Source organism: Pseudomonas sp. MIS38, assembly GCF_019891575.1.
GTDB lineage: Bacteria > Pseudomonadota > Gammaproteobacteria > Pseudomonadales > Pseudomonadaceae > Aquipseudomonas > Aquipseudomonas putida_A.
In genome coordinates this window covers 167,205-193,657 of record NZ_JAFLXF010000012.1, presented here as the reverse complement: position 1 = coordinate 193,657, position 26,453 = coordinate 167,205, and the positions used below count along the sequence as shown (strand labels likewise).

The window sequence follows — 26,453 nt, the reverse complement described above, 5'->3', positions numbered from 1 at the left end:
GGGCTTGCTCGCGAAAGCGTCGGGTCAGCCAACAGCAATGCTGAATGTGCCGGCCCCTTCGTGAGCAGCCACTCCCACCCTTGATCGCGGCCAGCCACAAACCTGCCATCCATCGCCGATCCCACAGGGGAATGGTGTGATCCCTGGAACACGCGCAATAAAAAAGGCCTCGCATCTGCGAGGCCTTTCATTTTGGCTTCAATCGGTTCAACTCTGTGGCCTCATCCCTTGAGAAAGTCCGAACATGAACAACAACAGATCATGGTCAGGTTTAGTGGCCACGGAGGCTTTCGCCACCCGTGGTACTGCGCAGTGAGCATCGCCTGTGGTAGCACCGATCACCTGCATGCGGGGCTGCTCCCAGGCCGCCACCGCCAATGAAGCAACTGCCAAGGCTCCAACCAAAAACAAACCTCGTGCAATTTCGAGTTTCATCGCTATAAACCTTTGATAGCGCTGCCAAACGCCGTCTCATAAAAGTAGACGAGTTTTTTCCAGTCCGTGTCGCTGAACGACGAATGGCGACGCAATTGCTTCATGTCATGGGAGGCCGCGCGATAAGCGGTCAGACGCTGACGGCATTTCTCCAGATCGATCAATGCCACTTCGACCTGAGCCGAATCACCTTCGCCGGTCACCCGTACAAAAACGTGTTTGATGTAGATACAGCTGTGCTGCCAACGGCCCTTGTGCATGCGCGCGAGGTTTTCGGCCAGGTCTTTGAGGACGCGCTCGAAAACCGCTTCGCCATATTGGGCACGGCCACCGGCGGCTTCCCACTTCTCGAGTTCGTCGAAACCGTCCAGCGACTTGGTCACCAGCAGCGCACGCCACTTGTGTTGCGGATCGGGCTGCGCACCGCAGAAGACGATTTGCGGGACGCGTACGCCGAGGCGACTGACACCGGTCAGGGCATCCAGCTCTCGCAAGACTGTCGGCCGGCCGAAAGGATGCAGCCAACTGCGATAGATATGTCCGGTCTGGCGCTTGGCATACAGTAACTGGCCGTCACGGCCCACGACTCGTTGCACACCACTTTCCCCGCCACGGCGCACGTTGGGTTCTTCCACCCATTCACCGCGCTGGTTCCAGTAGTAGTCGAAGCGATCCTGGGGAGCGACTTCCGTTTCTGCTGCTATTTGCACCGCCATCCTGTTACCTCTTGCGTAATACGTAAACCCGCCACATGGCATACAGCGGAATGAAGTCCAGTTGTTCCTGAATGCGAAAACCTGCCTCTTCGAACTCTTTTTCTACTGTCACAGCCGGTAACACAAACCGGTTTTGGTAACCTTCCTGACCACGCCGCTGTTCAGCGCGTTTGCGTTTCCAGGCCTTGAAATTACCGTCCACCCACAACGAAATGATTACGCTGTCACGGGTGACACGCTCGAATTCGCGCAAAATCGTCCGCCGATGTTCGGCTTCACCGATGTGATGCAGCAAACGCATGCAGAAAATGCTGTCGACGGCGTTATCCGGCAAGGCAATGTCGAACGCTGACGTGTGCAAAGGTTGTACCCGTTTCACCACATCAGCCGGCTGCGCCTGCATCGCGGTCTTGATCATAGACTCGGAATTGTCCGCGCCAATGATCACCCGATTGGGTTTTTCCGCCAGCAACGGCCAGAAACGCCCTGCACCACACGGCAGATCCAGAACCAGCCCCGGCTCGCCCGCCAGCGTCAACGCCTTGCGGGCCAGTTGCTCGTCCCGCCAATGTGACAACCGACGACCGAGACCGTCCTGATGCTTGCGCAAATATTTTTGTGCATGCTGGTCATCATACTTTTCGGAAAAATCGAGCTTGATCGGTCTGCTCATTTTCAGGACTCCTGAATAACTGATGCCCCTACCATAGGTAGTGGCATGTCAGCGTCAGGTCGTCCCTTTGTGAAAATTACGTCAGGTAAACCGGCAAACTATTACAGGGTTTTACAGGGAGAAAGCAATAGCGCGGGGCCATCAGCGACCGTCAGCACGGCCCAGCGTCACCTCAAAGCGGCAACCATTGGGCTGCATGGTGCTCAATGTCACCTCCCAGCCCTGGTTTTCACAGATCCGCTGCACCAGCGACAAACCCAGGCCCAGGCCTTCGCCGCGCTTCTCATTGCCGCGCACGAAGGGCTGGAACATGGCCTCGCGTTTTTCCTCGGGAATGCCGACGCCCGAGTCTTCGACGACGAAGCCGTTGTCGTTGAGCGTCAGGCGGATGAAGCCCTGCTCGGTGTAGTGGCAGGCGTTGCGCAACAAATTGCCCATGACCGCGCTGAGCAGAGTCGCGTTGAAGCGAGTGTCCGGCGGATTGCCCGGCTCGAACATCAGCCGCAGCCCTTTCGATTCGATCGGTTCACGCCAGATACTCAACAAGCCATCGGCCACCTGACTGATGTTCTGCTGCGGCGCTGAACCGGCGTCTTCACGCTGGGCGCGGGCGAGCATCAGGAAGGTCTGCACCAGTTCACGCATTTCTTCGCTGGCGCGGGCGATGCGCTCGACCTGGGCACGACCGCGTTGATCCAGCCCCGGATTTTCCAGCAGCAGTTCGCAGGAACTGGCCAGCACCATTAACGGCGTGCGCAGTTCGTGGCTGACGTCACTGGTGAACAGCCGCTCGCGGGTCAGCGCCTGACGCAGACGACCAAGCGTTGCATCGAACGCCACCGCCAGTTCGCCGACTTCGTCAGCCGCATAGTCCGGCGCCAGTGGCGGCGCCAGACCGAGCAACTGATCGCGATGCCGTACTTGCCGTGCCAGGCGCACCACCGGCGCCATGACCTTGCGCGCCAGCACCCAGCCGAGGAATACGGCCAGCGCCAGACTGAGCACAAAGCCCACCAGCACCACGGCAAACAGCACGCGTTCACGCTCTTCGAAATCGCTTTGATCCTGCAGCAGCACGTAGCGGCGACCGTCGACGATCTCGACCATCGCGTGATACGACAGCTGCTCGCGGAACACTTCGTGGAACCCCGCATCGAGGTGACGCAGATCCTTGGGCAGCTCGAAATCACCCGGTCCGCCGCTGAAATAGAACAACTGGTCCGGTTCCGGGCGATGGCTCCAGTCCGAGACGTTGTCCATCAGCAGCAGACGTTGCAGGTCGCCGCCCAGCCCCGCCGAAATCAGTTTCTCCTCCACCAGGTGCACGGTCGCCACGATGCCCATGGCGAAGGCCCCGGCCACCAGCGCACTCATCAGCGCAAAGGCGATGATGATCCGCTGGGAAAGGCTTTGCTTAAACTCCATCACGCCCCTCGGCCAGGCGGTAACCCACGCCGTGCACGGTTTGCAGCAACGGCTTGGCGAATGGCTTGTCGATCACCTGACGCAATTGGTGGACGTGGCTGCGCAGGCTGTCGCTGTCCGGGCAGTCATCGCCCCACAGCGCTTCTTCGAGAATTTCCCGACGCAGGACGTGCGGACTCTTCTGCATCAAGACTGCCAGCAGCTTCAGCCCGACCGGGTTGAGCTTGAGCAGCTTGCCCTCGCGGGTCACTTCCAGCGTGTCGAGGTCGTAGGTCAGGTCACCGACCTGCAGCGCGCGACGGCCGCCGCCCTGGGTGCGACGCATCACGGCTTCGATGCGTGCCGCCAGTTCCGACAGGGCAAACGGTTTGACCAGGTAATCATCAGCCCCGGACTTGAAGCCCTGCAGGCGGTCGTCCAGTTGATCGCGGGCGGTGAGCATGATCACCGGCGTATCGCGTCGGGCGTCTTCACGCAGGCGCTTGCACAGGGTGTAGCCGTCGATCCCCGGCAGCATGATATCGAGCACGATCAGGTCGTAATGCTCGGTGGCAGCCAGATGCAGGCCCGACAAGCCGTCCTGGGCGCAATCGACGGTATAGCCTTTGAGCCCCAGGTAATCGGCCAGGTTGGCCAGGATATCGCGGTTGTCTTCGACCAATAGAATTCGCATTGGCATCTCCTCCGTACACAGTTACGGCCGTCATGGCCCGCGCAGCTTAAGGCCAACGCCGTTTCAGGGCTAGGGCCGGCAGGCACGCCGATCCATTTGCCTAACCAAATTAAATATTTAACAAAGTTTTCACTATGGATTCACAACCTGATTACAGTGGCGCCGTGACACTCGCGCGCCATTGATATAAGGAAAACGAGACAATGGACCCTTTCAAGACTGCGCCCATGCGCTTTCTGCTGCTCATCACCGGCGCCTGGCTGGTCATCTTTCTTCTGACTCGAGCGGTACTGCTGCTGACTCACCTGGATGAGGCCGGCGGCTTCGCCCTGTCGGTGTTCGGCATCGGCGCGCTCTACGACCTGGGTTTCCTGGCCTATGCGGCATTGCCGATGGGCTTGTACCTGCTGCTCTGCCCGCCGGGCCTGTGGCGTCGTCGTGGGCATCGCGGGTTCCTGCGCGCCCTGCTGACCATCAGCCTGTTCGCCATGCTGTTCGTGGCGGTGGCCGAATGGCTGTTCTGGGACGAGTTCGGCGTGCGTTTCAACTTCATCGCCGTCGATTACCTGGTGTATTCCGACGAAGTGCTGAACAACGTCCTCGAGTCGTACCCGATCGGCAAACTGCTGAGCCTCCTCGCGGTACTGGCCGTGGTTATCAGCTTTGCCTTGGGCAAGCCGTTCAATGCTGCCATGAATGCCCCGCTGCCAGCGCTGCGCGGGCGTCTGCTCAGTGCCTTGGGCCTGTTGATCGTCGCGGGTCTGAGCCTGCAACTGCTCAGCCAGGACGCCCCACGTGCCCAGGGCGGCAACGCCTACCAGAACGAACTGGCCAGCAACGGCCCGTATCAGTTCTTCGCCGCGTTCCGTAACAATGAACTCGACTACACCCAGTTCTACAAGAGCCTGCCGGCAGAAAAAGTCGCCAGCCAGATCCGCGCCGAGCTGAGCGAAAGCGACGCGCGCTTCATCGGCAAGGATCCACAGGACATTCGCCGGGTGATCGACAACCCGGGCACCCCGCGCAAGCCGAACATTGTGCTGGTGACCATCGAAAGCCTGAGCGCCAAGTACCTGGGCAGCAATGGCGACGGTCGCAACCTGACGCCAAACCTCGACGCCTTGCGCAAGCAGAGTCTGTACTTCAACAACTTCTACGCCACCGGCACCCGCACCGACCGCGGTCTGGAAGCGATCACCCTGGCCATCCCGCCGACGCCAGGCCGCTCGATCGTCAAGCGCATCGGCCGTGAAAGCGGTTTCGCCAGCCTTGGCCAGCAGTTGAGCGCGGTGGGTTACGACAGCGTGTTCGTCTACGGCGGACGCGGCTACTTCGACAACATGAACGCGTTCTTCAGCGGCAACGGCTATCGTGTGGTCGATCAGAGCAGCGTCGATGAAGCCGAGATCCACTTCAAGAACGCCTGGGGCATGGCCGACGAAGATCTGTACCGCCAGACCCTGAAACTGGCGGATGCCGACTACGCCAAACAGCAGCCGTTTCTGCTGCAACTGATGACCACCTCCAACCATCGCCCTTACACCTACCCCGACAACCGGATCGACATCAAGTCCGGCAACGGTCGTGATGGCGCGGTGAAGTACACCGACTACGCGATTGGTCAGTTCCTGGAGCAGGCGCGGCAGAAACCGTGGTTCGACAACACCATCTTCATCTTCGTCGCCGACCACACCGCGGGCAGCGCCGGTAAAGAAGACTTGCCGATCGCCAACTACCAGATCCCGCTGTTCATCTACGCGCCGAAAATGATCGAAGCTCGCGAGAGCGCGCAACTGGCCAGTCAGATCGACCTGGCGCCGACACTGCTGGGCTTGCTCAACCTGGATTACACCTCGACGTTCTTCGGTCGCAACCTGTTGCAGGACAACCCGCTGCCACCGCGCGTGGTGGTCGGCAACTACCAGCACCTGGGCCTGTTCGACGGCAAGGATCTGGCGATCCTCAGCCCGCGCCAGGGCTTGCGCCGGCATGACGATGCGCTGACCGAAAGCCGCGAGTCGCGGGTCAGCAGCGACGATCCGCTGGTCAGCCGGGCCATTGCGTATTACCAGGCGGCCAGTTATGGCTTCAAACAGCAGTTGTTGAGCTGGAAGCCGGCGAAGGACAGCACTGTCCAGGTCAGCGAGCAGTAACCGACGGTGGTTCAGGTCAGGTCAGTCAAGCTTTGTGTCGACTGCTCTGACGCCATCGCTGGCAAGCCAGCTCCCACAAGGATTGCGCTAAACCTGTGGGAGCTGGCTTGCCAGCGATGGCCCCACCTCGGTATAGCGCCAACAACAAATCGAAGGCAATAAAAAACCCCGCCTGCTCATCGCAGGCGGGGTTTTTCGTTACAGGGGTAAGGCTGGCTTACATCATGCCGCCCATGCCACCCATGCCGCCCATGTCTGGCATACCGCCGCCAGCTGCACCTTCTTTCTTCGGTGCATCAGCAACAGCTGCTTCGGTGGTCAGGATCAGACCGCCGATCGAGGCTGCAGCTTGCAGAGCGGAACGGGTTACCTTGGTTGGGTCCAGGATGCCCATTTCGATCATGTCGCCGTATTCGCCCGAAGCAGCGTTGTAACCGAAGTTACCTTTGCCGTTCTTCACTTCGTTGACGACTACGCTTGGCTCGTCACCGGAGTTGGCAGCGATCTGGCGCAGCGGCGCTTCAACAGCGCGACGCAGCACAGCGATACCGACGTTCTGGTCAGCGTTGTCGCCGGTCAGTTCGGTCAGGGCTTCCAGAGCACGGATCAGCGCAACGCCACCGCCAGGTACCACGCCTTCTTCAACGGCTGCACGGGTTGCGTGCAGGGCGTCTTCAACGCGGGCCTTCTTCTCTTTCATTTCAACTTCGGAACCAGCGCCAACCTTGATCACTGCAACGCCGCCGGACAGCTTGGCCAGACGCTCTTGCAGTTTTTCACGGTCGTAGTCCGAGGAAGTCTCGGCAACCTGGGCGCGGATCTGAGCGATACGGGCTTCGATGTCGCCTTGTACGCCAGCACCGTCAACGATGATGGTGTTTTCCTTGGACAGGGTCACGCGCTTGGCGTTACCCAGGTGCTCCAGGGTGGTGCTTTCCAGGCTCAGGCCGATCTCTTCGGAGATTACGGTACCGCCGGTCAGAACGGCGATGTCCTGCAGCATGGCCTTGCGACGGTCGCCGAAGCCTGGAGCCTTGACGGCTGCAACCTTGACGATGCCACGCATGTTGTTCACGACCAGAGTCGCCAGGGCTTCGCCTTCAACGTCTTCGGCAACGATCAGCAGTGGACGGCCGGCTTTGGCAACGGCTTCCAGCACTGGCAGCATTTCGCGGATGTTCGAGATCTTTTTGTCGACCAGCAGGATCAGCGGGCCGTCGAGCTCGGCAACCATGGTGTCCGGCTTGTTGACGAAGTACGGGGACAGGTAGCCACGGTCGAACTGCATGCCTTCTACAACCGACAGTTCGTTTTCCAGGCCCGAGCCTTCTTCAACGGTGATCACGCCTTCTTTACCGACTTTTTCCATGGCTTCGGCAATGATGTCGCCGATGGAGTTGTCGGAGTTGGCGGAGATGGTACCTACCTGAGCGATGGCCTTGGTGTCAGCGCATGGCTTGGACAGGGCTTTCAGTTCTTTGACGATCGCGATGGTCGCTTTGTCGATACCGCGCTTCAGGTCCATCGGGTTCATGCCGGCAGCGACAGCTTTCAGGCCTTCGTTGACGATCGATTGAGCCAGAACGGTAGCGGTGGTAGTACCGTCACCAGCGTCATCGTTGGCACGGGAGGCAACGTCTTTGACCAGCTGCGCGCCCATGTTTTCGAAGCGATCTTCGAGTTCGATTTCCTTGGCGACGGAAACGCCGTCCTTGGTGATGGTCGGAGCGCCGAAGCTCTTCTCGAGAATCACGTTACGGCCTTTCGGGCCCAGGGTCGCTTTTACCGCGTCAGCCAGAACGTTGACGCCTTTGAGCATCTTGGAGCGAGCGGCATCGCCGAACTTAACTTCTTTAGCAGCCATGATCGATATTCCTTAAATACTTTGTAGTAACGGGAAAATGAACGGGGGGTATCAGCCTTCGATAACAGCGAGGATTTCGTTCTCGCTCATTACCAGCAGGTCTTCGCCGTCGACTTTCACAGTGTTGCTGCCGGAGTAAGGACCGAACACAACCTTGTCGCCTTCCTTCACGGACAGTGCACGCACTTCACCGTTTTCCAGAGCCTTGCCCGGGCCTACAGCGAGAATCACACCGTGGTTGGCTTTTTCAGCAGCCGAACCTGGCAGGACGATACCGCCAGCGGTTTTCTTTTCTTCTTCGCTGCGACGGATGACGACGCGGTCATGCAGAGGACGAAGCTTCATTGTCGATCTCTCCTAATTGTGGTTTTCATCGGCCGGTGTAGTCCCGGCGGGTTTAACAAATCCGGCCTGCGCCGGTTGCGGTTCGTCGAGCAAACCGCGGAAGTCTGTCCGGCTTGAATGCCGGAAACCTTTCGGTGACCGATACATAAGGGCGCATAAGCTTATTACAAGGGCGGGGGCAGAAAATTTTTCATCAATTGCCCCTTGAATGCCGCGCATAAACAAACGGCACCCGAAGGTGCCGTGTCGAAGCAGGGGTTACTTGCTGTCGCGATGTTCGAACTCGCCTTCGATCACATCACCCTCGCGGCCCAGAGGCTGGCGCGGTGCAGGACCGCCACGGGGTTGCAGGTCGTCGGCGAAGGCCCGCTGACGGATCGCCTGTTCTTCGGCGCGCTGACGCATTTTATTGGCCAGCAGACGACGGGTGAACGGCAGCAGCATCACCAGACCGACCACGTCGCTGATGAAGCCCGGCAGGATCAACAGGCCACCGGCCAAGGCGAGCATCAAGCCTTCAAGCATGGTCTGTGCGGGCAACTCACCGCGATTCAGGCTTTCACGGGCACGCAGTGCCGTGGCCAGACCGGCGACGCGCAGTACGAACACACCAAACATCGAGCCGAGAATGATCAGCAGCAGGGCCGGGAAAAACCCGATCGCCCCTGCCACTTTGACGAATACGAACAGCTCCAGCACCGGAAACAGCAGAAAGAGCAACAAAAAAGGGCGCATCAAAGATTCCTCAACGCAAGAAATGCCTTGCAGTAAGCCTTAGATGACGTCGCCCTTTCGTGAATTCAAGCGTCGGCCACCGCATTTTTTGGCCAGACCTCGGCGTGAGCCAGAGAAACCAAGGCTTCGCGCACTTGTATCGGCGTATGACAAAGCGCTGGAAACGGCAGCCAATACAGTGCCTGACCGATGCGCAAGTGCATGCCTTCGCTGTCGATTCCGGCCAGTTGCGCCGGTACGGTTTTCGGCAACCCGCTGAGCTCCACGTAGTGGGCGATGGCTTTGGCGTGATCGCTGTTCATGTGCTCGACCATGCTGATTTCCGCCTTGCCGGCAAACGGGTTGGCCAGGGTCAGCTGATCGATCCAGTGAATCGCGCCGAAACCGCCGATGTAGCGATGACGCACCGGGTTGAGCACCCAGAAATCAAAATCGTGGGCCTTGTGATAGTTCTGCGAGTCGGGGAAATACCGGTAGTAACGTTCGGCGGCGGCTTCGATGGCAGCCGGGTCTTCGAGCTTCTGCGCTTCGGCCAGACAGGTCAGGCGACCAACGGCCTGCACGTCGTCGGCCTCGCGCTCGCCCACCAGCAGCGAACATTTCGGGTCCTTCTGCAGGTTGTGGGTGTGCTGGGCGATGCGGCTGATCAGGATCAGCGGGCGACCCTGCTCATCCAGGCAATACGGCACCACCGAGCCAAACGGGAAACCGGGCATTGATTTGGAGTGGGTGGACAATACGCCACGGTATTCCTTGAGAAGCAATTCTCGGGCATTCTTGGCCGCTTCAACGCTCAATTTATGACTCCTTAAATAGAATCCGTCGAAAAAACGGACAGGCGCCTGGGGATAAGTCCCGGTCACGCCATCGGGCAATGCTCATGTGCAATCCGGCCATAATCGATTCGGATCGAGCGTCGCCAATAACAAAAACCACTCAGACCGGCTATCGGGGCATGCGAATGCAACTCAACGACAAAGTAATCATTATCACCGGCGGTTGCCAGGGTTTGGGCCGTTCCATGGCCGAGTATTTCGCCGGCAAAGGCGCGAAGCTGGCCTTGGTGGATCTCAATCAGGAAAAACTCGACGACGCGGTGGCCGCCTGCAAGGCCAAGGGCGTCGAGGCGCGCAGCTATCTGTGCAACGTGGCCAATGAAGAACAGGTTGAGCACATGGTCGCGCAGGTTGCCGAAGATTTCGGCGCGATCCATGGCCTGATCAACAACGCCGGGATCCTGCGGGATGGTCTGCTGCTCAAGGTCAAGGACGGCGAAATGACCAAGATGAGTCTGGCCCAGTGGCAGGCGGTAATCGACGTCAACCTGACCGGCGTGTTCCTGTGCACCCGTGAAGTGGCGGCGAAAATGGTCGAGCTGAAGAACAGCGGCGCGATCATCAATATTTCTTCGATCTCCCGAGCCGGTAACGTCGGCCAGACCAACTACTCTGCCGCCAAGGCTGGCGTGGCCGCAGCCACTGTGACCTGGGCCAAGGAACTGGCGCGTTATGGCATTCGCGTGGCAGGCATTGCGCCGGGCTTCATCGAAACCGAGATGACCCTGGGCATGAAGCCGGAAGCGTTGGAGAAGATGACCTCGGGAATCCCGCTCAAGCGCATGGGCAAACCGGAAGAGATCGCCCATTCGGCGGCGTACATCTTCGAGAACGACTACTACACCGGGCGGATTCTGGAGATGGATGGCGGCTTGCGGATCTGACTGGCAATACAAAAACCAGTGTGGGAGCGGGCTTGCTCGCGAAGGCGGTGGGTCAGACAACATTTTCGTCGACTGACACACCGCCTTCGTCGGAACGCCGCCCGGAGCAAGCCCGCTCCCACAGTTGATTGTGTTTCTGCTTATCAATCGTCGCTGATGCTGATGTTAGGCATCGCCGGCGTCGCCGCTTCCTGCAACACAATGCGCGCGCCGACGTGGCGGGCCAGTTCCTGATAGACCATGGCAATCTGGCTGTCCGGTTCGGCGATCACCGTTGGCTTGCCGCCATCGGCCTGCTCGCGGATCAGCATCGACAGCGGCAGCGAGGCGAGCAGTTCGACGCCATATTGGGTCGCCAGCTTTTCGCCACCGCCCTCACCGAACAGATGTTCGGCATGTCCGCAGTTCGAGCAGATGTGCACCGCCATGTTTTCCACCACGCCCAGCACCGGAATGTTGACCTTGCGGAACATTTCCACGCCTTTGCGCGCGTCCAGCAACGCCAGATCCTGCGGAGTAGTGACGATCACCGCACCGGCCACCGGGACTTTCTGCGCCAGGGTCAACTGGATGTCGCCGGTACCTGGGGGCATGTCGATCACCAGATAATCCAGGTCACCCCACGCGGTTTGCGTGACCAGTTGCAGCAGTGCGCCGGAGACCATCGGCCCGCGCCAGACCATCGGCGTGTTGTCGTCGGTCAGGAACGCCATCGACATGACTTCGACACCGTGGGCCTTGAGCGGCACGAACCACTTCTGATCCTTGACCTCGGGGCGGGTGCGCTCGGGGATGCCGAACATGATGCCCTGGCTCGGGCCATAGATGTCGGCGTCGAGAATCCCCACCTTGGCGCCTTCGCGGGCCAGCGCCAGCGCGAGGTTGGCCGCCGTGGTCGACTTGCCCACACCGCCCTTGCCCGAAGCCACGGCGACCACATTCTTGACGTTGGCCAGCCCCGGGATCTGCGCCTGGGCCTTGTGCGCGGCGATCACGCTGTTGACCTCGACCTTGGCGATCGTCACGCCATCGAGGTTTTCGATGGCCAGCTGCAGCAACTGTGCCCAGCCGCTCTTGAACAGACCGGCGGCGTAACCGATTTCCAGCTGCACGTTGACGCGATCACCGACGATCTCGATGTGCTTCACGCAACCGGCGCTGACCGGGTCCTGGTTCAGGTAGGGGTCGGTGTATTGGCTGAGGACGGCTTCCACCGCTGCGCGAGTGACGGCACTCATGGGCAACTCCGATAACAAGACTGGGAAAAGATGGCGGGTATCGTACGCTGGACGCAGATTTGTGGCGAACTGATTACTTGAGCAAGTCAGCACCTGTGGCGAGGGGATTTATCCCCGATCGGCTGCGCAGCAGTCGCAGAACCATCACCCGCGGTGTACCTGATAGGCCCTGATATCGGGTTTGGGGGCGGCTTCGCCACCCATCGGGGATGAATCCCCTCGCTACAAATGCTCTCAAAGTACCCAGCGGCACAGGGTGAAAAATATGCGCCAGCGCTTTATAGTGGCCGACCTCCGTTTCATCAAGTAGCGAAGCCCCACATGTCCGAACCACGCAAGATCCTCGTCACCAGCGCCCTGCCCTACGCCAACGGTTCGATTCACCTTGGCCATATGCTGGAATACATCCAGACCGATATGTGGGTGCGCTTCCAGAAGCATCGCGGCAATCAATGCATCTATGTCTGCGCCGACGACGCCCACGGTTCGGCGATCATGCTGCGCGCGGAAAAGGAAGGCATCACCCCGGAACAACTGATCGCCAACGTGCAGGCTGAACACAGCGCCGACTTTGCCGAGTTCCTGGTCGACTTCGACAACTTCCACTCCACTCACGCCGAAGAAAACCGTGAGCTGTCGAGCCAGATCTATCTGAAGCTGCGTGACGCCGGGCACATTGCCCAGCGCTCGATCACCCAGTATTTCGATCCGGAAAAGAAAATGTTCCTGGCCGACCGCTTCATCAAGGGCACCTGCCCGAAATGCGGCACTGAAGACCAGTACGGCGACAACTGCGAAAAATGCGGTGCGACCTACGCCCCGACCGATCTGAAGGATCCGAAGTCGGCGATCTCCGGCGCCACTCCGGTGCTCAAGGATTCCCAGCACTTCTTCTTCAAGCTCCCGGACTTCCAGCAGATGCTGCAGACCTGGACCCGCAGCGGCACCCTGCAGGACGCCGTGGCCAACAAGATCGCCGAGTGGCTGGACGCCGGCCTGCAGCAGTGGGACATCTCCCGCGATGCGCCGTACTTCGGTTTCGAGATCCCCGACGAGCCGGGCAAGTATTTCTACGTGTGGCTGGACGCGCCGATCGGCTACATGGCCAGTTTCAAGAACCTCTGCAACCGCACGCCGGAGCTGGACTTCGACGCGTTCTGGGGCAAGGACTCCACCGCCGAGCTGTACCACTTCATCGGCAAGGACATCGTCAACTTCCACGCCCTGTTCTGGCCCGCCATGCTCGAAGGCGCCGGTTTCCGCAAGCCGACCGGGATCAACGTGCACGGCTACCTGACCGTCAACGGCCAGAAGATGTCCAAGTCCCGTGGCACTTTCATCAAGGCCCGTACCTACCTGGATCACCTGTCGCCGGAATACCTGCGCTACTACTACGCGGCCAAACTGGGCCGTGGCGTCGATGACCTCGATCTGAACCTCGAAGACTTCGTGCAGAAGGTCAACTCCGACCTGGTCGGCAAAGTGGTCAACATCGCCAGCCGTTGCGCCGGTTTCATCCACAAGGGCAACGGCGGCCTGCTGGTCGACAATAATGCTGCGCCAGAGCTGACCGAGGCCTTCCTCGCCGCAGCACCAGGCATTGCCGACGCCTATGAAGCCCGCGACTTCGCCCGCGCCATGCGTGAAACCATGGCCCTGGCCGACCGCGCCAACGCCTGGATCGCCGACAAGGCCCCATGGTCGTTGAACAAGCAGGAAGGCAAGCAGGATGAAGTCCAGGCGATCTGCGCCACCGGCATCAACCTGTTCCGCCAGCTGGTGATCTTCCTCAAACCGGTGCTGCCACTGCTGGCCGCCGACGCCGAGGCATTCCTCAACGTCGCCCCGCTCACCTGGAACGACCACACCACGCTGCTGGCCAACCATCAGCTGAACGAATTCAAGCCGTTGATGACTCGCATCGACCCGGTAAAAGTGCAAGCCATGACCGACGCCTCGAAAGAAGACCTGACCGCCAGCCAGACCGACACCGGCGCTGCCGCGCCTGCGGGCAACGGCGAACTGGCCAAGGATCCGCTGTCGCCGGAAATCGACTTCGACACCTTTGCTGCCGTCGACCTGCGCGTGGCTTTGATCGTCAAGGCTGAACACGTGGAAGGTGCGGACAAGCTGCTGCGCCTGACGCTGGACATCGGTGACGAGCAGCGCAACGTGTTCTCCGGGATCAAGAGCGCTTACCCGGACCCGTCGAAACTCGACGGTCGCCTGACCATGATGATCGCCAACCTCAAGCCACGGAAAATGAAGTTCGGCATCTCCGAAGGCATGGTGATGGCCGCCGGCCCTGGCGGTGAAGAAATCTACCTGCTGAGCCCGGACAGCGGCGCCAAGCCGGGTCAACGCATCAAGTAAGACCCAGCGCTGAAACGATCCCACAGGCATGTTCTGCAGGCCTGTGGGATTTTTCATATCTGGCCCACCCATCGCGGGTGCCGGATAATGCCTAACCTTAAGTGACACTCGCCCGTTGCTGCCGGCAGAACCATGACCGAACTTGCACTTACGCTGATCAGTGCCGCCCTGCTCAACAACTTCGTGTTGCACTGGCCGCTGGGTGTCGATCCGCTGCTGGCCGGCAGTCGGCGCCAGGTGCATGCGCTGGGGTTGGCGACGGCGTGCCTGATGCTGAGCGTCGGCTTCATCGGGTACGTGCTCTGGCACTGGCTACTGGTGCCGCTGCAATTGCAGGCACTGCAGCTGTTTGTATTCTTGCCGCTCAGCGTGCTGCTGATCGCGCCGCTGCTGAAGCTGTTGGCTCGTGCGCTGCCAGACTGGCCGTTCGACGGACTGTGGCCGCTATTGCTGGGTAATGCCGGCGTACTGGGGCTGGCCTTGATCAACGCGCAAAATGATCGCGGCCTGCTGCAAGCAACAGCGCTGAGCATCGGCGCCGGGCTGGGTTTCTGGCTGGTGCTGAGCCTGTTCAGCGACTTGCGTGAACGCACGGCGGACAACGACATTCCCCTGCCCTTTCGCGGCTTGCCGATCGACCTGATCGGCGCCGGACTGATCGCAGTGATTTTTCTCGGATTCAGTGGACTGATCAAAACATGAGTCTGATTCAACTCATCGATGCCCTCCTGCCGCAGACCCAATGCGGCAAATGCGGCCACCCCGGTTGTAAGCCCTATGCGCAAGGCATTGTCGATGGCGAACCGATCAACAAGTGCCCGCCCGGCGGTGACGAAACCGTCGCCGCCCTGGCTGAACTGTTGAACGTGCCGGTGCTGGAACTGGACGTCAGCCGTGGCTCGGCACCGCCACAAGTGGCGTACATCCGCGAGGCCGAGTGCATCGGCTGCACCAAGTGCATCCAGGCCTGCCCGATCGACGCCATCGTCGGCGCGGCGAAACTGATGCACACCGTACTGATCGACGAATGCACCGGTTGCGACCTGTGCGTGGCGCCGTGCCCGGTGGACTGCATCGAAATGCATCCGCTGCCACTCGGCACCTTGCCGGTGGTCGGTGGCCTGGCTTCCAGCCTTGAAGAACTGCGCGCACGCGCGGCCAAACGCGATCATGCGCGCCAGCGTTTTGAACGCCGCAACGCCCGCCTGCAGCGCGAAGAACAGCAGAAACAGGCTGAGCGCCAAGCCCGGGCGCAGCGTGCAGCGCAACCGGCGGTGGTTACTCTCGATCCGGTGCAGGCCGCTCTGGAACGGGTGCGCGCGCAGAAAGCCGCAACCGCCGACACGGCATTGAAAAAAGCCAAGATCGATGTCGCCATGAGTCGCGCGCAATTGCACAAATCGCTGAAAGCCTTCGGCCATCCGCCGACCTTCGAACAGCAATCGCAACTGATCGTGTTGCAACAGCAGTTTGAAGCCGCCGAACAGGCGTTGGCGAAACTCGAAAGCAGCGCCGCCACCGCTCCAGCCGCTGCGGCCCCGGTTCCGGCGAAAGACGCCGACCTGAAACGGGCGAAAATCCAGTTGGCGATGCGGCGCGCCGAATTGAAAAAGGCCCAGACCGCCGAAGCGCCAGCCGAGCAAATTGCCACGCTGGAACAGGCACTGCGTGACGCCGAGCAAGCCCTTCACGCCGCCGAGACGGCGAGCGAGCAGCCTGCGCCTGACCTGCTGCGGGTGGAAAAGCGCCCGATCGACAATCAGCTCCGCCAGTTGAAAACCGAACTGGCCTACGCCCGCGCCGACCTGAACAAACTCGAACGCCGCGCCGACACGCCGGGCGAAGTCCTCGACAAGGCCCGCGCTCGCCTGCAGGCCGCCGAGCGTCAGGTGCAAGATCATGTCGCCCCGTGAGGCACCGGATGATCGCCTGCAACAGGCGATGAAGCGGGTGCTGCTGGCCACGCTGCCGGGGCTGTTGGCGTTGTTCTGGTTCTACGGCTGGGGCGTGTTGATCAACCTGATCCTGGCGGCGAGCACCGCGCTGCTGATCGAGGCTGGTGTCGCCCGCCTGCGCCGACAGCCACTGCAACCAACGCTCAGCGATGGCAGCGCACTGGTCAGCGCGACACTGCTGGCCGCCGCCCTGCCACCCTATTGCCCATGGTGGCTGACAGTTACGGCGGTGGCTTCGGGCCTGCTGTTCGGCAAACATTTATACGGTGGCATCGGCAAGAATCCGTTCAATCCGGCCATGCTCGGTTTCGCCCTGGCGATGCTGCTGTTCCCGGAGCCAATGACCCACTGGCCGGCGCATGGCATGAGTCTGCAGGCCGCTTTTGCACAGGTCCTGAATCTGGGTCAGGCCCCGGATGCCTGGGTTCAAGCCACCGCGCTGGACAGCCTGCGCATCAACAAAAGTCTGACCATGGATGAATTGTTCGCGGCCAATCCGGCATTCGGCCGTTTCGGTGGACGCGGCGTGGAGTGGATCAATCTGGCGTTTCTCGCCGGTGGACTGTTTTTATTGCAGCGCCGGGTGATTGCCTGGCAAGCGCCAGTTGGCATGCTGGCCAGCCTGTTTTTCGTCAGCCTGCTCTGCTGGAACGGTTCGGGTTCGGATTCCCACGGCTCGCCGCTGTTTCATCTGCTGAGCGGCGCGACCATGCTCGGTGCCTTTTTCATCATTACCGAACCGGTATCCGCCGCCAAAAGTTCGCTGGCCCGGCTGCTGTTCGGCGTAGGTGTCGGCTTGCTGACCTACCTGATCCGCACCTGGGGCGGCTACCCGGACGGTGTCGCGTTTGCCGTGTTGCTGATGAATCTGTGTGTACCGGCTCTGGAACGTTTTGCCGCTGCCCGCCAGACGCAGGTGCAATCATGAGCCGCGCAGCTGCTTTCGTGGCGCTTGTGCTGCTGGCCGGTGCCGGTCTCGGCCTGACCTATGTCGTGCAGCGCGCCAGTGCGCCGCAGATTGCCAGCGAGCAACGCCTGCTCGACAGCCGCAAATTGCTGGATCTACTCGCGACCGATGCCTACGACAATCAGCCGCTGGAGCAGCCGCTGGCGCTGACTGATACAACGTTGAGCCACAGCACGCTGCTGGCTGGTTACCGCGCAAGCAAATCCGGTCAGCCAGTGGCAGTGTTGTTGCGTACCCAGACCGAGGGCTATGCCGGCGCTATCGAACTGCTGATCGCCATCGATGCCAACGGCAGACTGCTGGGGGTAAAAACCCTGCGGCACAACGAAACCCCGGCGCTCGGCGGACTTATCGGCGACTGGCCGAACCACTGGCTGGCGACTTTTACCGGTAAATCACGCAACGCACCTGACGACGCAGGCTGGGCGCTGAAAAAAGATCAGGGACAGTTCGATCAACTGGCCGGGGCAACCGTCACTTCCCGGGCCACCGTCAATGCCATTCATGACGCCCTGCGTTACTTTGATGAGCACCGCGCAACCTTGCTGGGGAGCGGATCATGATCCGGCCAACGAATCTGACAAACACGTTGATGCTGATGCTGCTGCTTGGCACCAGCGCGACATTGGCTGGCGCGCTGGGCATGCTGTTGATGTCGAGCGTTGTGGTGGCGGTTTACGGCGCATGCATCGGCCCGCTGCGCTCGCGGTTGTCTGGCAACAACCTGATGCTGGCCAGTCTGCTGCTGGCCGCCACCCTGACCAGTTGCGCCAATATCCTCGCGCAGCGCTGGGCGTTGCAGTGGCAACAGTCCATCGGAATCTATGCCGGGCTGATCGCCTTGCAATGCGTAGTGCTGGAATACAATGGATTCTTTCGTCAGGCATTTGGCCTGCGCCTGACGTTTTTTGGCCTGTCGAGCGGGCTGCTACTGGCGCTGGCGGTACTGCGTGAACTGTTCGGTCAGGGCCACATCGGCCGTGGCCTGTCGGAACACTGGCAAGGCCTGGTTCTGTTCAGCGACGGGCTGCACTTGCTCACCCTGGTTCCCGGCGCCTTCATCGTGCTCGGACTACTGCTCGCCGCCCGCCAGGCCTGGACCCGCTCGACCGCTCTCTCCAAGGAAACACATCACCCATGAATGCCGCCAAACGTCTGGAAATTTTCCGCAGACTTCATGAAGACAATCCCGAGCCGAAGACCGAGCTGGCCTATTCCTCACCGTTCGAGTTGTTGATCGCGGTCATTCTTTCGGCGCAGTCAACCGACGTCGGCGTCAACAAGGCTACGGCCAAACTGTTCCCGGTGGCCAATACCCCGGCGGCGATCCACGCGCTGGGCGTCGAAGGGCTGTCCGAATACATCAAGACCATCGGCCTCTATAACAGCAAAGCGAAAAACGTGATCGAGACCTGTCGCATGCTGGTCGAGTTGCACAATGGCGAAGTCCCGCAGACGCGTGAAGAACTGGAAGCGCTGCCCGGCGTCGGTCGCAAGACGGCCAACGTGGTCCTCAATACCGCTTTTCGCCAGTTGACCATGGCGGTCGACACGCACATTTTTCGCGTGAGCAACCGCACCGGCATTGCCCCAGGTAAAAATGTGGTTGAAGTGGAAAAGAAGCTGATGAAGTTTGTGCCAAAAGACTACCTGCTGGACTCCCACCACTGGCTGATTCTGCACGGTCGCTATGTGTGCCTGGCGCGCAAGCCACGCTGTGGCAGCTGCCGCATCGAAGATTTGTGTGAGTACAAACACAAAACCTCGGACGATTGATTGGCTATTGGAATAATTGATTCTTCGATTGAAAAAATCTTTTTTACCCGCAGCAGGAATATCGATATAAGGGGCGCCAAAGGCAGTCTTAGCCTGGAGTTCACCTTATGACTGACAGCAAAGAACAACTGGACGTAGATGAAGATTTTACCGTTGTGGATACCGACGACGCCGAACCGGTGGTCGAGGTCGCCAAGACCAATCTGAGTAAACGTCGCACCATCGATAACCTGCTTGAGGAGCGCCGACTGCAAAAGCAGTTGGCCGATTACGATTTTGATCTCTGACACTTGAAAGCCTCCCGAACCGGAGGCTTTTTACTTTCTGCTGAATCCGACACTGAGCGGCCCATGCCCCATCGGTATTTCTGATCATCAGACCAGTCCGTTGCGTTGTGCCAATTCAATCAGGTCCACCAGCGAGCGGGCATTGAGCTTCAATAACAGACGGGTCTTGTAAGTGCTGACCGTCTTGTTGCTGAGAAACATGCCGTCGGCGATTTCCTTGTTGGTCTTGCCACGCGCCAATTGCTGCAACACCATCATTTCCCGCCCGGAGAGGCGATCCACCATATCGGCCTCACTGGCATTACCAAGACTGGTACGCACGGTGTGCAGGGCCTGGTTTGGAAAATAGCTGTAGCCGGACAGTACCGCTTTGATCGCACTGAGCAACTCAGTCAAATCCTGTTGCTTACATACATAACCCGCAGCACCTGACTGCATGCAGCGCATTGAAAAATGACCCGGTGCCTGGGAGGTCAACACCAGTACTTTCAACGGCATGGGTGTCGAGTTCAGACGCGCAATAACTTCAAGACCGTCGAGTTTCGGTATTCCAATATCCAGAATAACGATATCCGGCATCTGTTCACGCGCAAGTTGCAAAGCATCCACACCATTATCCGTTTCTGCAATGACTTCGTAGCCATGACGCTCCATCAGCATACGCACAGCAAGACGAATGACGGGATGATCATCCACGATCAGCACTTTATTCATGGGCAAGTCCAGTTTCGCTGTTCGAATTTTTAGAGCACGCACAATAGCCCAGTCACTTCTGACATGGCACAAGAGAGTTTCATTGCAATCCCAGCAAAAGACATTCCCTACAGCAAATAAAGATTATTCCTACAAAAAAACCCATACGGCCGACTTTCAAATGGGATGACGTATCTTCTGGCCTTCACATCGACGCAAAAAACATGACGTCCTGAAAGCCACGCGAACTCTACTTTCGAGGCAGACGGCTCAGCGAGCGGCTGAAAAAACGCGATAATCCATTGACTGCACATCGCTACACAGCGCCAGCCCCGGCAGCTTATAAGTTGAAAAAAACAACGTAAAACCAATCAAAAACACCTTGATAAATCAACATCTGAAACAAGATACTTCTATCCAAGCGTTATCATTTAATATAAAAATTATCTCGACCAGAAAGTTGCAACACCCCATACAAAACAACTCAACATACGTATTGGAAATACATAATTAATGAGCACATTCCATGATAAAAATCAGAAGAAAAATAACCAACCCCATGACTGTAATTGCGATATTTGCATTTATTTCCGAGTCATCGGCTGCCATTTCCTTACCCTTTCTTGATAACACCGAAAGAGAAGTCTACATCTGGTTCCTGATCAGCTTTCCGTTTTACTTGCTATTGCTATTCTTTTTAACGCTGAACTTCAACTACCGTTCGCTCTATGCGCCCTCGGACTTCGATAAGGACGACAGTTTTCTAAAAAGTTTCGAGGAGTTGAAACAGCCCGAGCTCCACTCCTGTTCGCCTCCAGCAAGAGCGTCTGTGGTAGGTGAAGTATCAGCTGCCAACGGATTGGAGTGGACGTTGTCTGTACTTAGCGTTGACCTCAGGCAACTCCCTCCTTGCAGCGCTGACGAATCCTGCCCGGAGCGACCGTGGATTGAGCACAACATTCAGCTGCCTAAATCCATCGGCACATTGTGCGCCATAGACGTACGTCGGTTGAGTAGCCCACAGGCGTTCAATGCACTGGCAGAACACTTTCCGCATCTTGGCAAACACTCAGCCAAGGCAGTGGTATTTTTGACCGACTCTGCGTGCGACGTTTTGCTCAAGCAAATTATCCCGAGCCTTATCAAACAGTCGAAAAAAAGCGGAGGCGCCAAACTTCTCGTTGCTTACAACGTGAGCACACAAAGCACCACGGTTTTGAGAGGAGCATGAGCGCAGAGTAGATACCTGAAGTGGACATTCAAGAAAATGCTGGAGTTGGCGGCAATGACCAAAGCTCTGGATTAACGTCAGACAAACACAGAAAAGAAAATGGCGGCATTGTCATTGAGACAAGCCGCCATTTTTACAGCCCTGCAAGGCTTAGAACAGCTTGCGGCCTTTGTTGGCAGCAATGCGCATGCGCAGCGCGTTGAGCTTGATGAAGCCCGCCGCGTCGGCCTGGTTGTAAGCGCCGCCGTCTTCTTCGAAGGTCGCGATGTTGGCGTCGAACAGCGAGTCGTCGGACTTGCGGCCGGTAACGATCACGTTGCCCTTGTACAGTTTCAGGCGAACCACACCGTTCACGTTGACCTGCGAAGCATCGATCATCTGTTGCAGCATCAGACGCTCCGGGCTCCACCAGTAACCGGTGTAGATCAGGCTGGCGTATTTCGGCATCAGCTCGTCTTTGAGGTGAGCGACTTCGCGGTCCAGGGTGATCGATTCAATGGCGCGGTGCGCGCGCAGCATGATCGTGCCGCCCGGGGTTTCGTAGCAGCCACGGGACTTCATGCCCACGTAACGGTTTTCAACGATGTCCAGACGACCGATACCGTGAGCGCCACCGATCTTGTTCAGCGTTGCCAGTACGGTGGCCGGAGTCATTTCGACGCCGTCCAGCGCGACGATGTCGCCGTTGCGGTAGGTCAGTTCCAGGTATTGCGGGGTGTCGGGAGCCTTCTCCGGGGAGACGGTCCAGCGCCACATGTCTTCTTCGTGCTCGGTCCAGGTGTCTTCCAGCACGCCGCCTTCATAGGAGATGTGCAGCAGGTTGGCGTCCATCGAGTAAGGGGACTTCTTCTTGCCATGACGCTCGATCGGGATCGCGTGCTTCTCGGCGTAGTCCATCAGCTTCTCGCGCGACAGCAGGTCCCACTCGCGCCAAGGGGCAATCACTTTCACGCCAGGCTTGAGTGCGTAGGCACCCAGTTCGAAACGCACCTGGTCGTTGCCCTTGCCGGTGGCACCATGGGAAATGGCGTCGGCGCCGGTTTCGTTGGCGATTTCGATCAGGCGTTTGGCGATCAGCGGACGTGCGATGGAAGTACCCAGCAGGTACTCGCCTTCGTAAACGGTGTTGGCGCGGAACATCGGGAACACGAAATCACGCACGAATTCTTCGCGCAGATCGTCGATGTAGATTTCTTTGACGCCCATGGCCTGAGCCTTGGCGCGAGCCGGCTCGACCTCTTCGCCCTGACCCAGGTCAGCAGTGAAGGTCACCACTTCACAGTTATAAGTATCCTGCAGCCACTTGAGGATCACCGAAGTGTCCAGGCCGCCGGAATACGCCAGAACGACCTTGTTTACGTCCGCCATGCCATCACTCCACGGGGTTCTACGGAAAGCCGAGGAGTCTACCGCTCAAATCCGATAATTTACAGAGGCGCGACAGCTTAAGACGACAAAGCGACAGAATCTGTCGACAGCGCGACGATGACCGGCGGGTCAGGAAGTCGCCGCAGCGTTGGCAGGTGTGCTGGCTTGCGGTGCTGGCGCGGTAGTCGGCGCCACTCGTGCAAGCTTCACGCTGACCCGGCGATTCTTCGCCCGGTTGGCCGCATTGTTGTTCGGCACCAGCGGGTATTGCTCGCCGTGGAAACGCACGGTGATCTGCGATTCGGCGATGCCGTTGGCCTTGAAAAAGTCGACCACCGCCAGCGCGCGACGACGCGACAGCTCACGGTTGGTCAGACGGTTGCCGCTGTTGTCGGAATAGCCATCCAGTTCGATGTGATTGACCGTCGGATCGGCCTTCATGAACTCGAGCATCACCTGCAGCCTGGCCTTGGCGGCGGCATCCAGATCGGTGCCTTCGCCAGGGAAGCCGATCTGCGATTGCTTCACCTGATCGAAATTCTGCGGCAGCAACTTCGCCACACACGTCTGGTAATCATTGAACGCTTTGCTGAACTTCACCGGCAGCAGACGCACTTCCGAAACCCGGCCATCGCCGGACGCACGGCGCACCACCGGACTGCGACCGTCCAGCAAACCGCTGATCAGCCCGCCGGCCTGGGATTGCGAACTGTTGAACAGCACGTTGCCGGTACCGATCCTGACGCTGCCCAGATTGATGTCGTTGCGCCCCGGCTGCCATGGCGCTGCCGCGGCAAGCAACGTCGCCGAACCGCCGCCGAGCATGGCGTTGTAGGCATTGAGGCGGAATATCGCCTGCTCGCCGGCTTTGCGCACGAACTGGCCCGAGCCGAAATCGGTGATCGGCTGGGTCAGGCGGCACTCGAACTTGTCGCCCTCGACCGTCCACTCAATGTTCTCCAGACGCGTCTGGTAGGTCAGCGCCATCGCGGGGAGGCTGGCAAACACACTGAGCAAGGCTAAATATCGCTGGCGCACGGGAGGCTCCATTGGCTTCTGTAACACAAAGACCGATTCACACTATGTTTACGGCATACCTACGGGATATCGGAAGGTTCCTGCAAAACTTGATAGCGGGTGCCTGCAAGAGTCTTTTCCGGTAGCATTCCCCTCAGTTTGACCCGCCTGGAATCCCCTCATGTCCGACCGCCTGACCCTGCTGCGTCCCGACGACTGGCACATTCATCTTCGCGATGGTGCCGTGTTGACCAATACCGTTGCCGATGTTGCGCGCACCTTTGGCCGCGCCATCATCATGCCCAACCTGGTACCACCGGTGCGCAACGCCGCTGAAGCCGACGGCTATCGCCAGCGGATTCTCGCTGCCCGACCGGCCGGCAGTCGCTTCGAACCGCTGATGGTGCTGTACCTCACCGACCGCACCCAGCCCGAAGAAATTCGTGAGGCCAAGGCCAGCGGTTTCGTGCACGCCGCCAAACTGTACCCGGCCGGCGCCACCACCAACTCCGATTCCGGGGTGACCAGCATCGACAAGATCTTCCCGGCGCTGGAAGCCATGGCTGAAGTCGGCATGCCGCTGCTGATCCACGGCGAGGTCACCCGTGGCGATGTCGACGTCTTCGACCGCGAAAAGATCTTCATCGATGAGCACATGCGCCGTGTGGTCGAGCGTTTCCCGACGCTCAAAGTGGTGTTCGAACACATCACCACCGGCGACGCGGTGCAGTTCGTCAACGAGGCTTCGGCCAACGTCGGCGCCACCATCACCGCGCATCACCTGCTGTACAACCGCAACCACATGCTGGTGGGCGGGATCCGGCCGCACTTCTATTGCCTGCCGATCCTCAAGCGCAATACCCATCAGGAAGCCCTGCTCGACGCCGCCACCAGCGGCAGCGCGAAGTTCTTCCTCGGCACCGACTCGGCGCCGCACGCCCAGCATGCCAAGGAAGCCGCCTGCGGCTGCGCCGGCTGCTACACCGCGTACGCCGCCATCGAGCTGTATGCCGAAGCCTTCGAACAGCGCAACGCGCTGGACAAGCTCGAGGCGTTTGCCAGCCTCAACGGCCCGCGCTTCTACGGTCTGCCGGCCAACACCGATCGCATCACCCTGGTTCGCGAAGAATGGACCGCCCCGACCAGCCTGCCATTCGGCGAGCTGAACGTTATCCCGCTGCGCGCCGGTGAAAAACTGCGCTGGCGCCTGCTGGAGGAACACGCGTGAGTGAAGACCATTTCGACGACGAACTGGACGGTCAAGGTGGCGGCGGCGGTTCCCGTCATCCAATGGCAGCGCGTTTTCGCGGTTACCTGCCGGTTGTCGTCGACGTAGAGACAGGTGGCTTCAATTCGGCCACCGACGCTCTGCTGGAGATTGCCGCGACCACCATCACCATGGATGAAAAGGGTTTCGTTTACCCGGACCACACCTACTTCTTCCGCGTTGAGCCGTTCGAAGGCGCCAACATCGAAGCGGCGGCGCTGGAGTTCACCGGGATCAAGCTCGATCACCCGCTGCGCATGGCCGTCAGCGAAGAAACCGCGCTGACCGACATCTTCCGCGGCGTGCGCAAGGCGCTGAAGGCCAACGGCTGCAAGCGCGCGATTTTGGTCGGCCACAACAGCAGCTTCGACCTCGGCTTCCTGAATGCTGCGGTTGCGCGTCTGGACATGAAGCGCAATCCGTTCCACCCGTTCTCCAGCTTCGACACCGCGACGCTGGCCGGTCTGGCTTACGGTCAAACCGTCCTGGCCAAAGCCTGTCAGGCAGCGGACATCGACTTCGACGGCCGTGAAGCGCATTCGGCGCGTTACGACACCGAGAAGACTGCCGAGCTGTTCTGCGGCATCGTCAACCGCTGGAAACAGATGGGCGGCTGGGAAGACTTCGACGACTGATCCTCGTCGGGTATTTCCCGCGCATAAAAAAACCGGCCACATGGGCCGGTTTTTTTGTACCGCGACGTTGCGCCTTACAGGGCAGCAGCGTTCTCGGTCAGATAAGCCGCAACGCCTTCTGGCGAAGCGTTCATGCCTTTGTCGCCTTTTTTCCAGTTGGCAGGGCAGACTTCGCCGTGCTCTTCGTGGAATTGCAGAGCGTCGACCAGACGGATCAGCTCTTCCATGTTACGGCCCAGCGGCAGGTCGTTGATGATCTGCGAGCGAACAACACCCTTGTCGTCGATCAGGAACGCGCCACGGAAAGCCACGCCGCCTTCGGACTCAACGTCGTAGGCCTTGGCGATTTCGTGCTTCATGTCGGCAGCCATGGTGTATTTCACCTGGCCGATGCCGCCATTGTTGACCGGAGTGTTGCGCCAGGCGTTGTGGGTGAAGTGCGAGTCGATCGACACGGCAACCACTTCCACGTTGCGCGCCTTGAAGTCGGCCATGCGGTTGTCCAGAGCGATCAGCTCGGACGGGCAGACGAAGGTGAAGTCCAGTGGGTAGAAGAACACCAGGCCGTATTTGCCTTTGATGGCCGAGGACAGGGTGAAGCTGTCAACGATCTCGCCATTGCCGAGTACGGCCGGGACGGTGAAGTCTGGGGCTTGTTTGCCTACGAGTACGCTCATGGATATCTCCTGGTGAATAACTTGAAGTTCAGGGCCCGGGCCAGCCTGCCACCTTGAGGCGACAGCCCTGTGACACGAACCCTCTTCGCAAGGGCCGACCATCATACACTGCGTTTTTCGCCTGTCCTTAACGGTTTTTTGCCCAAGGCGGATAACGGACCAGCATTTTCGGGGCCAGGCAATTCGCCATTAATCACCGTTCGTCAGTGACCGGCCTTTCGATCGAAAAC

Annotated in this window: 28 protein-coding genes; 13 read left to right on the top strand and 15 right to left on the bottom strand. The window is 59.3% G+C overall.

What is annotated here, in order from left to right; translation table 11 throughout:
* From J1G18_RS15910 to colR, 6 genes are all read right to left on the bottom strand, one after another.
* Window positions 1-191: hypothetical protein (locus J1G18_RS15910; RefSeq protein WP_223008044.1), on the bottom strand; the 191-nt coding region annotated here is incomplete at its 3' end.
* Window positions 192-207: 16 nt separating this feature from the next.
* Window positions 208-435 carry a hypothetical protein gene (locus J1G18_RS15905; protein ID WP_025111684.1) on the bottom strand — a complete coding sequence of 76 codons (228 nt, stop codon included), beginning with the start codon at window positions 433-435 and terminating at the stop codon, window positions 208-210.
* Between the two features lie 2 nt (window positions 436-437).
* Window positions 438-1,151 carry a lipopolysaccharide kinase InaA family protein gene (locus J1G18_RS15900; protein WP_223008043.1) on the bottom strand — a complete coding sequence of 238 codons (714 nt, stop codon included), beginning with the start codon at window positions 1,149-1,151 and terminating at the stop codon, window positions 438-440.
* Window positions 1,152-1,155: 4 nt separating this feature from the next.
* Entirely contained in the window at window positions 1,156-1,824 is a 669-nt protein-coding gene (locus J1G18_RS15895; RefSeq protein WP_098965345.1) for a class I SAM-dependent methyltransferase, read from the bottom strand.
* A gap of 141 nt (window positions 1,825-1,965) precedes the next feature.
* Window positions 1,966-3,249 carry a sensor histidine kinase gene (locus J1G18_RS15890; protein WP_098965347.1) on the bottom strand — a complete coding sequence of 428 codons (1,284 nt, stop codon included), beginning with the start codon at window positions 3,247-3,249 and terminating at the stop codon, window positions 1,966-1,968.
* Window positions 3,239-3,922 carry a two-component system response regulator ColR gene (gene colR, locus J1G18_RS15885; protein WP_007964011.1) on the bottom strand — a complete coding sequence of 228 codons (684 nt, stop codon included), beginning with the start codon at window positions 3,920-3,922 and terminating at the stop codon, window positions 3,239-3,241. The genes J1G18_RS15890 and colR overlap by 11 nt, the downstream gene beginning before the upstream one ends.
* A gap of 203 nt (window positions 3,923-4,125) precedes the next feature.
* On the opposite strand from colR, the gene J1G18_RS15880 reads away from it, so the two are divergent.
* Complete coding sequence (locus tag J1G18_RS15880) at window positions 4,126-6,075, top strand: LTA synthase family protein (RefSeq protein ID WP_210558466.1); 1,950 nt, start codon at window positions 4,126-4,128, stop codon at window positions 6,073-6,075.
* 217 nt (window positions 6,076-6,292) lie between these two features.
* On the opposite strand, the gene groL is transcribed toward J1G18_RS15880, so the two are convergent.
* The 4 genes from groL to J1G18_RS15860 all read right to left on the bottom strand — a co-directional run bounded on the left by groL (window position 6,293) and on the right by J1G18_RS15860 (window position 9,816).
* The gene (gene groL / locus J1G18_RS15875; RefSeq protein WP_039765873.1) at window positions 6,293-7,939 is read right to left on the bottom strand and encodes a chaperonin GroEL; all 1,647 of its coding nucleotides are present in this window, start codon (window positions 7,937-7,939) and stop codon (window positions 6,293-6,295) included.
* A gap of 51 nt (window positions 7,940-7,990) precedes the next feature.
* On the bottom strand, window positions 7,991-8,284 hold the full coding sequence (locus J1G18_RS15870) for a co-chaperone GroES (protein WP_007916610.1): 294 nt from the start codon (window positions 8,282-8,284) through the stop codon (window positions 7,991-7,993).
* Window positions 8,285-8,542: 258 nt separating this feature from the next.
* Window positions 8,543-9,019, bottom strand: a complete 477-nt coding sequence (locus tag J1G18_RS15865; RefSeq protein ID WP_096795133.1) for an FxsA family protein — start codon at window positions 9,017-9,019, stop codon at window positions 8,543-8,545.
* Between the two features lie 65 nt (window positions 9,020-9,084).
* The gene (locus J1G18_RS15860) at window positions 9,085-9,816 is read right to left on the bottom strand and encodes a HugZ family protein (protein WP_134787222.1); all 732 of its coding nucleotides are present in this window, start codon (window positions 9,814-9,816) and stop codon (window positions 9,085-9,087) included.
* Window positions 9,817-9,980: 164 nt separating this feature from the next.
* Here J1G18_RS15860 and J1G18_RS15855 point away from each other — a divergent pair, with 164 nt between their 5' ends.
* Window positions 9,981-10,739 (top strand): SDR family oxidoreductase, encoded by a 759-nt coding sequence (locus J1G18_RS15855; RefSeq protein WP_016773416.1) that lies wholly within the window; start codon window positions 9,981-9,983, stop codon window positions 10,737-10,739.
* 143 nt (window positions 10,740-10,882) lie between these two features.
* On the opposite strand, the gene apbC is transcribed toward J1G18_RS15855, so the two are convergent.
* A complete protein-coding gene (apbC, locus tag J1G18_RS15850) occupies window positions 10,883-11,977 on the bottom strand; it encodes an iron-sulfur cluster carrier protein ApbC (RefSeq protein WP_027612056.1) in 1,095 nt (364 codons plus the stop codon).
* 321 nt (window positions 11,978-12,298) lie between these two features.
* Here apbC and metG point away from each other — a divergent pair, with 321 nt between their 5' ends.
* The 8 genes from metG (at window position 12,299) to J1G18_RS15810 (ending at window position 19,335) form a co-directional block, all read left to right on the top strand.
* Complete coding sequence (gene metG, locus J1G18_RS15845) at window positions 12,299-14,350, top strand: methionine--tRNA ligase (RefSeq protein WP_127648295.1); 2,052 nt, start codon at window positions 12,299-12,301, stop codon at window positions 14,348-14,350.
* Between the two features lie 132 nt (window positions 14,351-14,482).
* Window positions 14,483-15,052, top strand: coding sequence for an electron transport complex protein RnfA (locus tag J1G18_RS15840; protein ID WP_103367379.1), 570 nt, complete (start codon window positions 14,483-14,485; stop codon window positions 15,050-15,052).
* Window positions 15,049-16,263 carry an electron transport complex subunit RsxB gene (gene rsxB, locus J1G18_RS15835; RefSeq protein ID WP_223008042.1) on the top strand — a complete coding sequence of 405 codons (1,215 nt, stop codon included), beginning with the start codon at window positions 15,049-15,051 and terminating at the stop codon, window positions 16,261-16,263. The genes J1G18_RS15840 and rsxB overlap by 4 nt, the downstream gene beginning before the upstream one ends.
* Entirely contained in the window at window positions 16,250-17,233 is a 984-nt protein-coding gene (locus J1G18_RS15830; protein ID WP_223008041.1) for an RnfABCDGE type electron transport complex subunit D, read from the top strand. The genes rsxB and J1G18_RS15830 overlap by 14 nt, the downstream gene beginning before the upstream one ends.
* Complete coding sequence (locus J1G18_RS15825) at window positions 17,230-17,835, top strand: RnfABCDGE type electron transport complex subunit G (RefSeq protein WP_098965363.1); 606 nt, start codon at window positions 17,230-17,232, stop codon at window positions 17,833-17,835. The genes J1G18_RS15830 and J1G18_RS15825 overlap by 4 nt, the downstream gene beginning before the upstream one ends.
* A complete protein-coding gene (locus J1G18_RS15820) occupies window positions 17,832-18,413 on the top strand; it encodes an Rnf-Nqr domain containing protein (RefSeq protein ID WP_135296462.1) in 582 nt (193 codons plus the stop codon). Before J1G18_RS15825 ends, J1G18_RS15820 begins: the two co-directional genes overlap by 4 nt.
* A complete protein-coding gene (gene nth, locus J1G18_RS15815) occupies window positions 18,410-19,048 on the top strand; it encodes an endonuclease III (RefSeq protein WP_003227707.1) in 639 nt (212 codons plus the stop codon). The genes J1G18_RS15820 and nth overlap by 4 nt, the downstream gene beginning before the upstream one ends.
* Window positions 19,049-19,155: 107 nt before the next feature.
* Complete coding sequence (locus J1G18_RS15810) at window positions 19,156-19,335, top strand: PA3496 family putative envelope integrity protein (protein ID WP_027612063.1); 180 nt, start codon at window positions 19,156-19,158, stop codon at window positions 19,333-19,335.
* Window positions 19,336-19,422: 87 nt separating this feature from the next.
* Here the strand turns inward: J1G18_RS15810 and J1G18_RS15805 are convergent, their stop codons facing one another.
* The gene (locus tag J1G18_RS15805) at window positions 19,423-20,049 is read right to left on the bottom strand and encodes a response regulator transcription factor (RefSeq protein ID WP_003227711.1); all 627 of its coding nucleotides are present in this window, start codon (window positions 20,047-20,049) and stop codon (window positions 19,423-19,425) included.
* A 505-nt stretch (window positions 20,050-20,554) separates the two neighbouring features.
* On the opposite strand from J1G18_RS15805, the gene J1G18_RS15800 reads away from it, so the two are divergent.
* Entirely contained in the window at window positions 20,555-21,259 is a 705-nt protein-coding gene (locus J1G18_RS15800) for a hypothetical protein (RefSeq protein WP_223008040.1), read from the top strand.
* A gap of 150 nt (window positions 21,260-21,409) precedes the next feature.
* Here J1G18_RS15800 and J1G18_RS15795 read toward each other — a convergent pair whose 3' ends face one another.
* Together J1G18_RS15795 and J1G18_RS15790 are read right to left on the bottom strand one after the other, a co-directional pair.
* Entirely contained in the window at window positions 21,410-22,627 is a 1,218-nt protein-coding gene (locus tag J1G18_RS15795; protein ID WP_027612065.1) for an argininosuccinate synthase, read from the bottom strand.
* Between the two features lie 129 nt (window positions 22,628-22,756).
* Window positions 22,757-23,665: a flagellar protein MotY gene (locus J1G18_RS15790; RefSeq protein ID WP_098965368.1), complete on the bottom strand. Its 909-nt coding sequence runs from the start codon at window positions 23,663-23,665 to the stop codon at window positions 22,757-22,759.
* A 160-nt stretch (window positions 23,666-23,825) separates the two neighbouring features.
* On the opposite strand from J1G18_RS15790, the gene pyrC reads away from it, so the two are divergent.
* Together pyrC and rnt are read left to right on the top strand one after the other, a co-directional pair.
* A complete protein-coding gene (pyrC, locus tag J1G18_RS15785) occupies window positions 23,826-24,872 on the top strand; it encodes a dihydroorotase (protein WP_047296199.1) in 1,047 nt (348 codons plus the stop codon).
* Window positions 24,869-25,546, top strand: a complete 678-nt coding sequence (gene rnt, locus J1G18_RS15780; RefSeq protein WP_135296463.1) for a ribonuclease T — start codon at window positions 24,869-24,871, stop codon at window positions 25,544-25,546. Before pyrC ends, rnt begins: the two co-directional genes overlap by 4 nt.
* Window positions 25,547-25,620: 74 nt before the next feature.
* Here rnt and J1G18_RS15775 read toward each other — a convergent pair whose 3' ends face one another.
* Window positions 25,621-26,223 (bottom strand): peroxiredoxin, encoded by a 603-nt coding sequence (locus tag J1G18_RS15775; protein ID WP_007963972.1) that lies wholly within the window; start codon window positions 26,221-26,223, stop codon window positions 25,621-25,623.
* Between the last annotated feature and the right edge of the window lie 230 nt (window positions 26,224-26,453).

Excerpts from the sequence above, each read along its gene's own strand:
- J1G18_RS15825 (WP_098965363.1), top strand. The coding sequence starts at position 17,230 with ATGAGCCGCGCAGCTGCTTTCGTGGCGCTTGTGCTGCTGGCCGGTGCC.
- J1G18_RS15865 (WP_096795133.1), bottom strand. The coding sequence starts at position 9,019 with ATGCGCCCTTTTTTGTTGCTCTTTCTGCTGTTTCCGGTGCTGGAGCTG.
- J1G18_RS15810 (WP_027612063.1), top strand. The coding sequence starts at position 19,156 with ATGACTGACAGCAAAGAACAACTGGACGTAGATGAAGATTTTACCGTT.
- J1G18_RS15775 (WP_007963972.1), bottom strand. The coding sequence starts at position 26,223 with ATGAGCGTACTCGTAGGCAAACAAGCCCCAGACTTCACCGTCCCGGCC.
- J1G18_RS15895 (WP_098965345.1), bottom strand. The coding sequence starts at position 1,824 with ATGAGCAGACCGATCAAGCTCGATTTTTCCGAAAAGTATGATGACCAG.
- apbC (WP_027612056.1), bottom strand. The coding sequence starts at position 11,977 with ATGAGTGCCGTCACTCGCGCAGCGGTGGAAGCCGTCCTCAGCCAATAC.
- rsxB (WP_223008042.1), top strand. The coding sequence starts at position 15,049 with ATGAGTCTGATTCAACTCATCGATGCCCTCCTGCCGCAGACCCAATGC.
- J1G18_RS15890 (WP_098965347.1), bottom strand. The coding sequence starts at position 3,249 with ATGGAGTTTAAGCAAAGCCTTTCCCAGCGGATCATCATCGCCTTTGCG.
- J1G18_RS15795 (WP_027612065.1), bottom strand. The coding sequence starts at position 22,627 with ATGGCGGACGTAAACAAGGTCGTTCTGGCGTATTCCGGCGGCCTGGAC.
- J1G18_RS15805 (WP_003227711.1), bottom strand. The coding sequence starts at position 20,049 with ATGAATAAAGTGCTGATCGTGGATGATCATCCCGTCATTCGTCTTGCT.
- J1G18_RS15880 (WP_210558466.1), top strand. The coding sequence starts at position 4,126 with ATGGACCCTTTCAAGACTGCGCCCATGCGCTTTCTGCTGCTCATCACC.
- J1G18_RS15830 (WP_223008041.1), top strand. The coding sequence starts at position 16,250 with ATGTCGCCCCGTGAGGCACCGGATGATCGCCTGCAACAGGCGATGAAG.
- colR (WP_007964011.1), bottom strand. The coding sequence starts at position 3,922 with ATGCGAATTCTATTGGTCGAAGACAACCGCGATATCCTGGCCAACCTG.
- J1G18_RS15840 (WP_103367379.1), top strand. The coding sequence starts at position 14,483 with ATGACCGAACTTGCACTTACGCTGATCAGTGCCGCCCTGCTCAACAAC.
- pyrC (WP_047296199.1), top strand. The coding sequence starts at position 23,826 with ATGTCCGACCGCCTGACCCTGCTGCGTCCCGACGACTGGCACATTCAT.
- metG (WP_127648295.1), top strand. The coding sequence starts at position 12,299 with ATGTCCGAACCACGCAAGATCCTCGTCACCAGCGCCCTGCCCTACGCC.
- nth (WP_003227707.1), top strand. The coding sequence starts at position 18,410 with ATGAATGCCGCCAAACGTCTGGAAATTTTCCGCAGACTTCATGAAGAC.
- J1G18_RS15905 (WP_025111684.1), bottom strand. The coding sequence starts at position 435 with ATGAAACTCGAAATTGCACGAGGTTTGTTTTTGGTTGGAGCCTTGGCA.
- J1G18_RS15870 (WP_007916610.1), bottom strand. The coding sequence starts at position 8,284 with ATGAAGCTTCGTCCTCTGCATGACCGCGTCGTCATCCGTCGCAGCGAA.
- J1G18_RS15855 (WP_016773416.1), top strand. The coding sequence starts at position 9,981 with ATGCAACTCAACGACAAAGTAATCATTATCACCGGCGGTTGCCAGGGT.
- J1G18_RS15820 (WP_135296462.1), top strand. The coding sequence starts at position 17,832 with ATGATCCGGCCAACGAATCTGACAAACACGTTGATGCTGATGCTGCTG.
- J1G18_RS15900 (WP_223008043.1), bottom strand. The coding sequence starts at position 1,151 with ATGGCGGTGCAAATAGCAGCAGAAACGGAAGTCGCTCCCCAGGATCGC.
- J1G18_RS15800 (WP_223008040.1), top strand. The coding sequence starts at position 20,555 with ATGATAAAAATCAGAAGAAAAATAACCAACCCCATGACTGTAATTGCG.
- groL (WP_039765873.1), bottom strand. The coding sequence starts at position 7,939 with ATGGCTGCTAAAGAAGTTAAGTTCGGCGATGCCGCTCGCTCCAAGATG.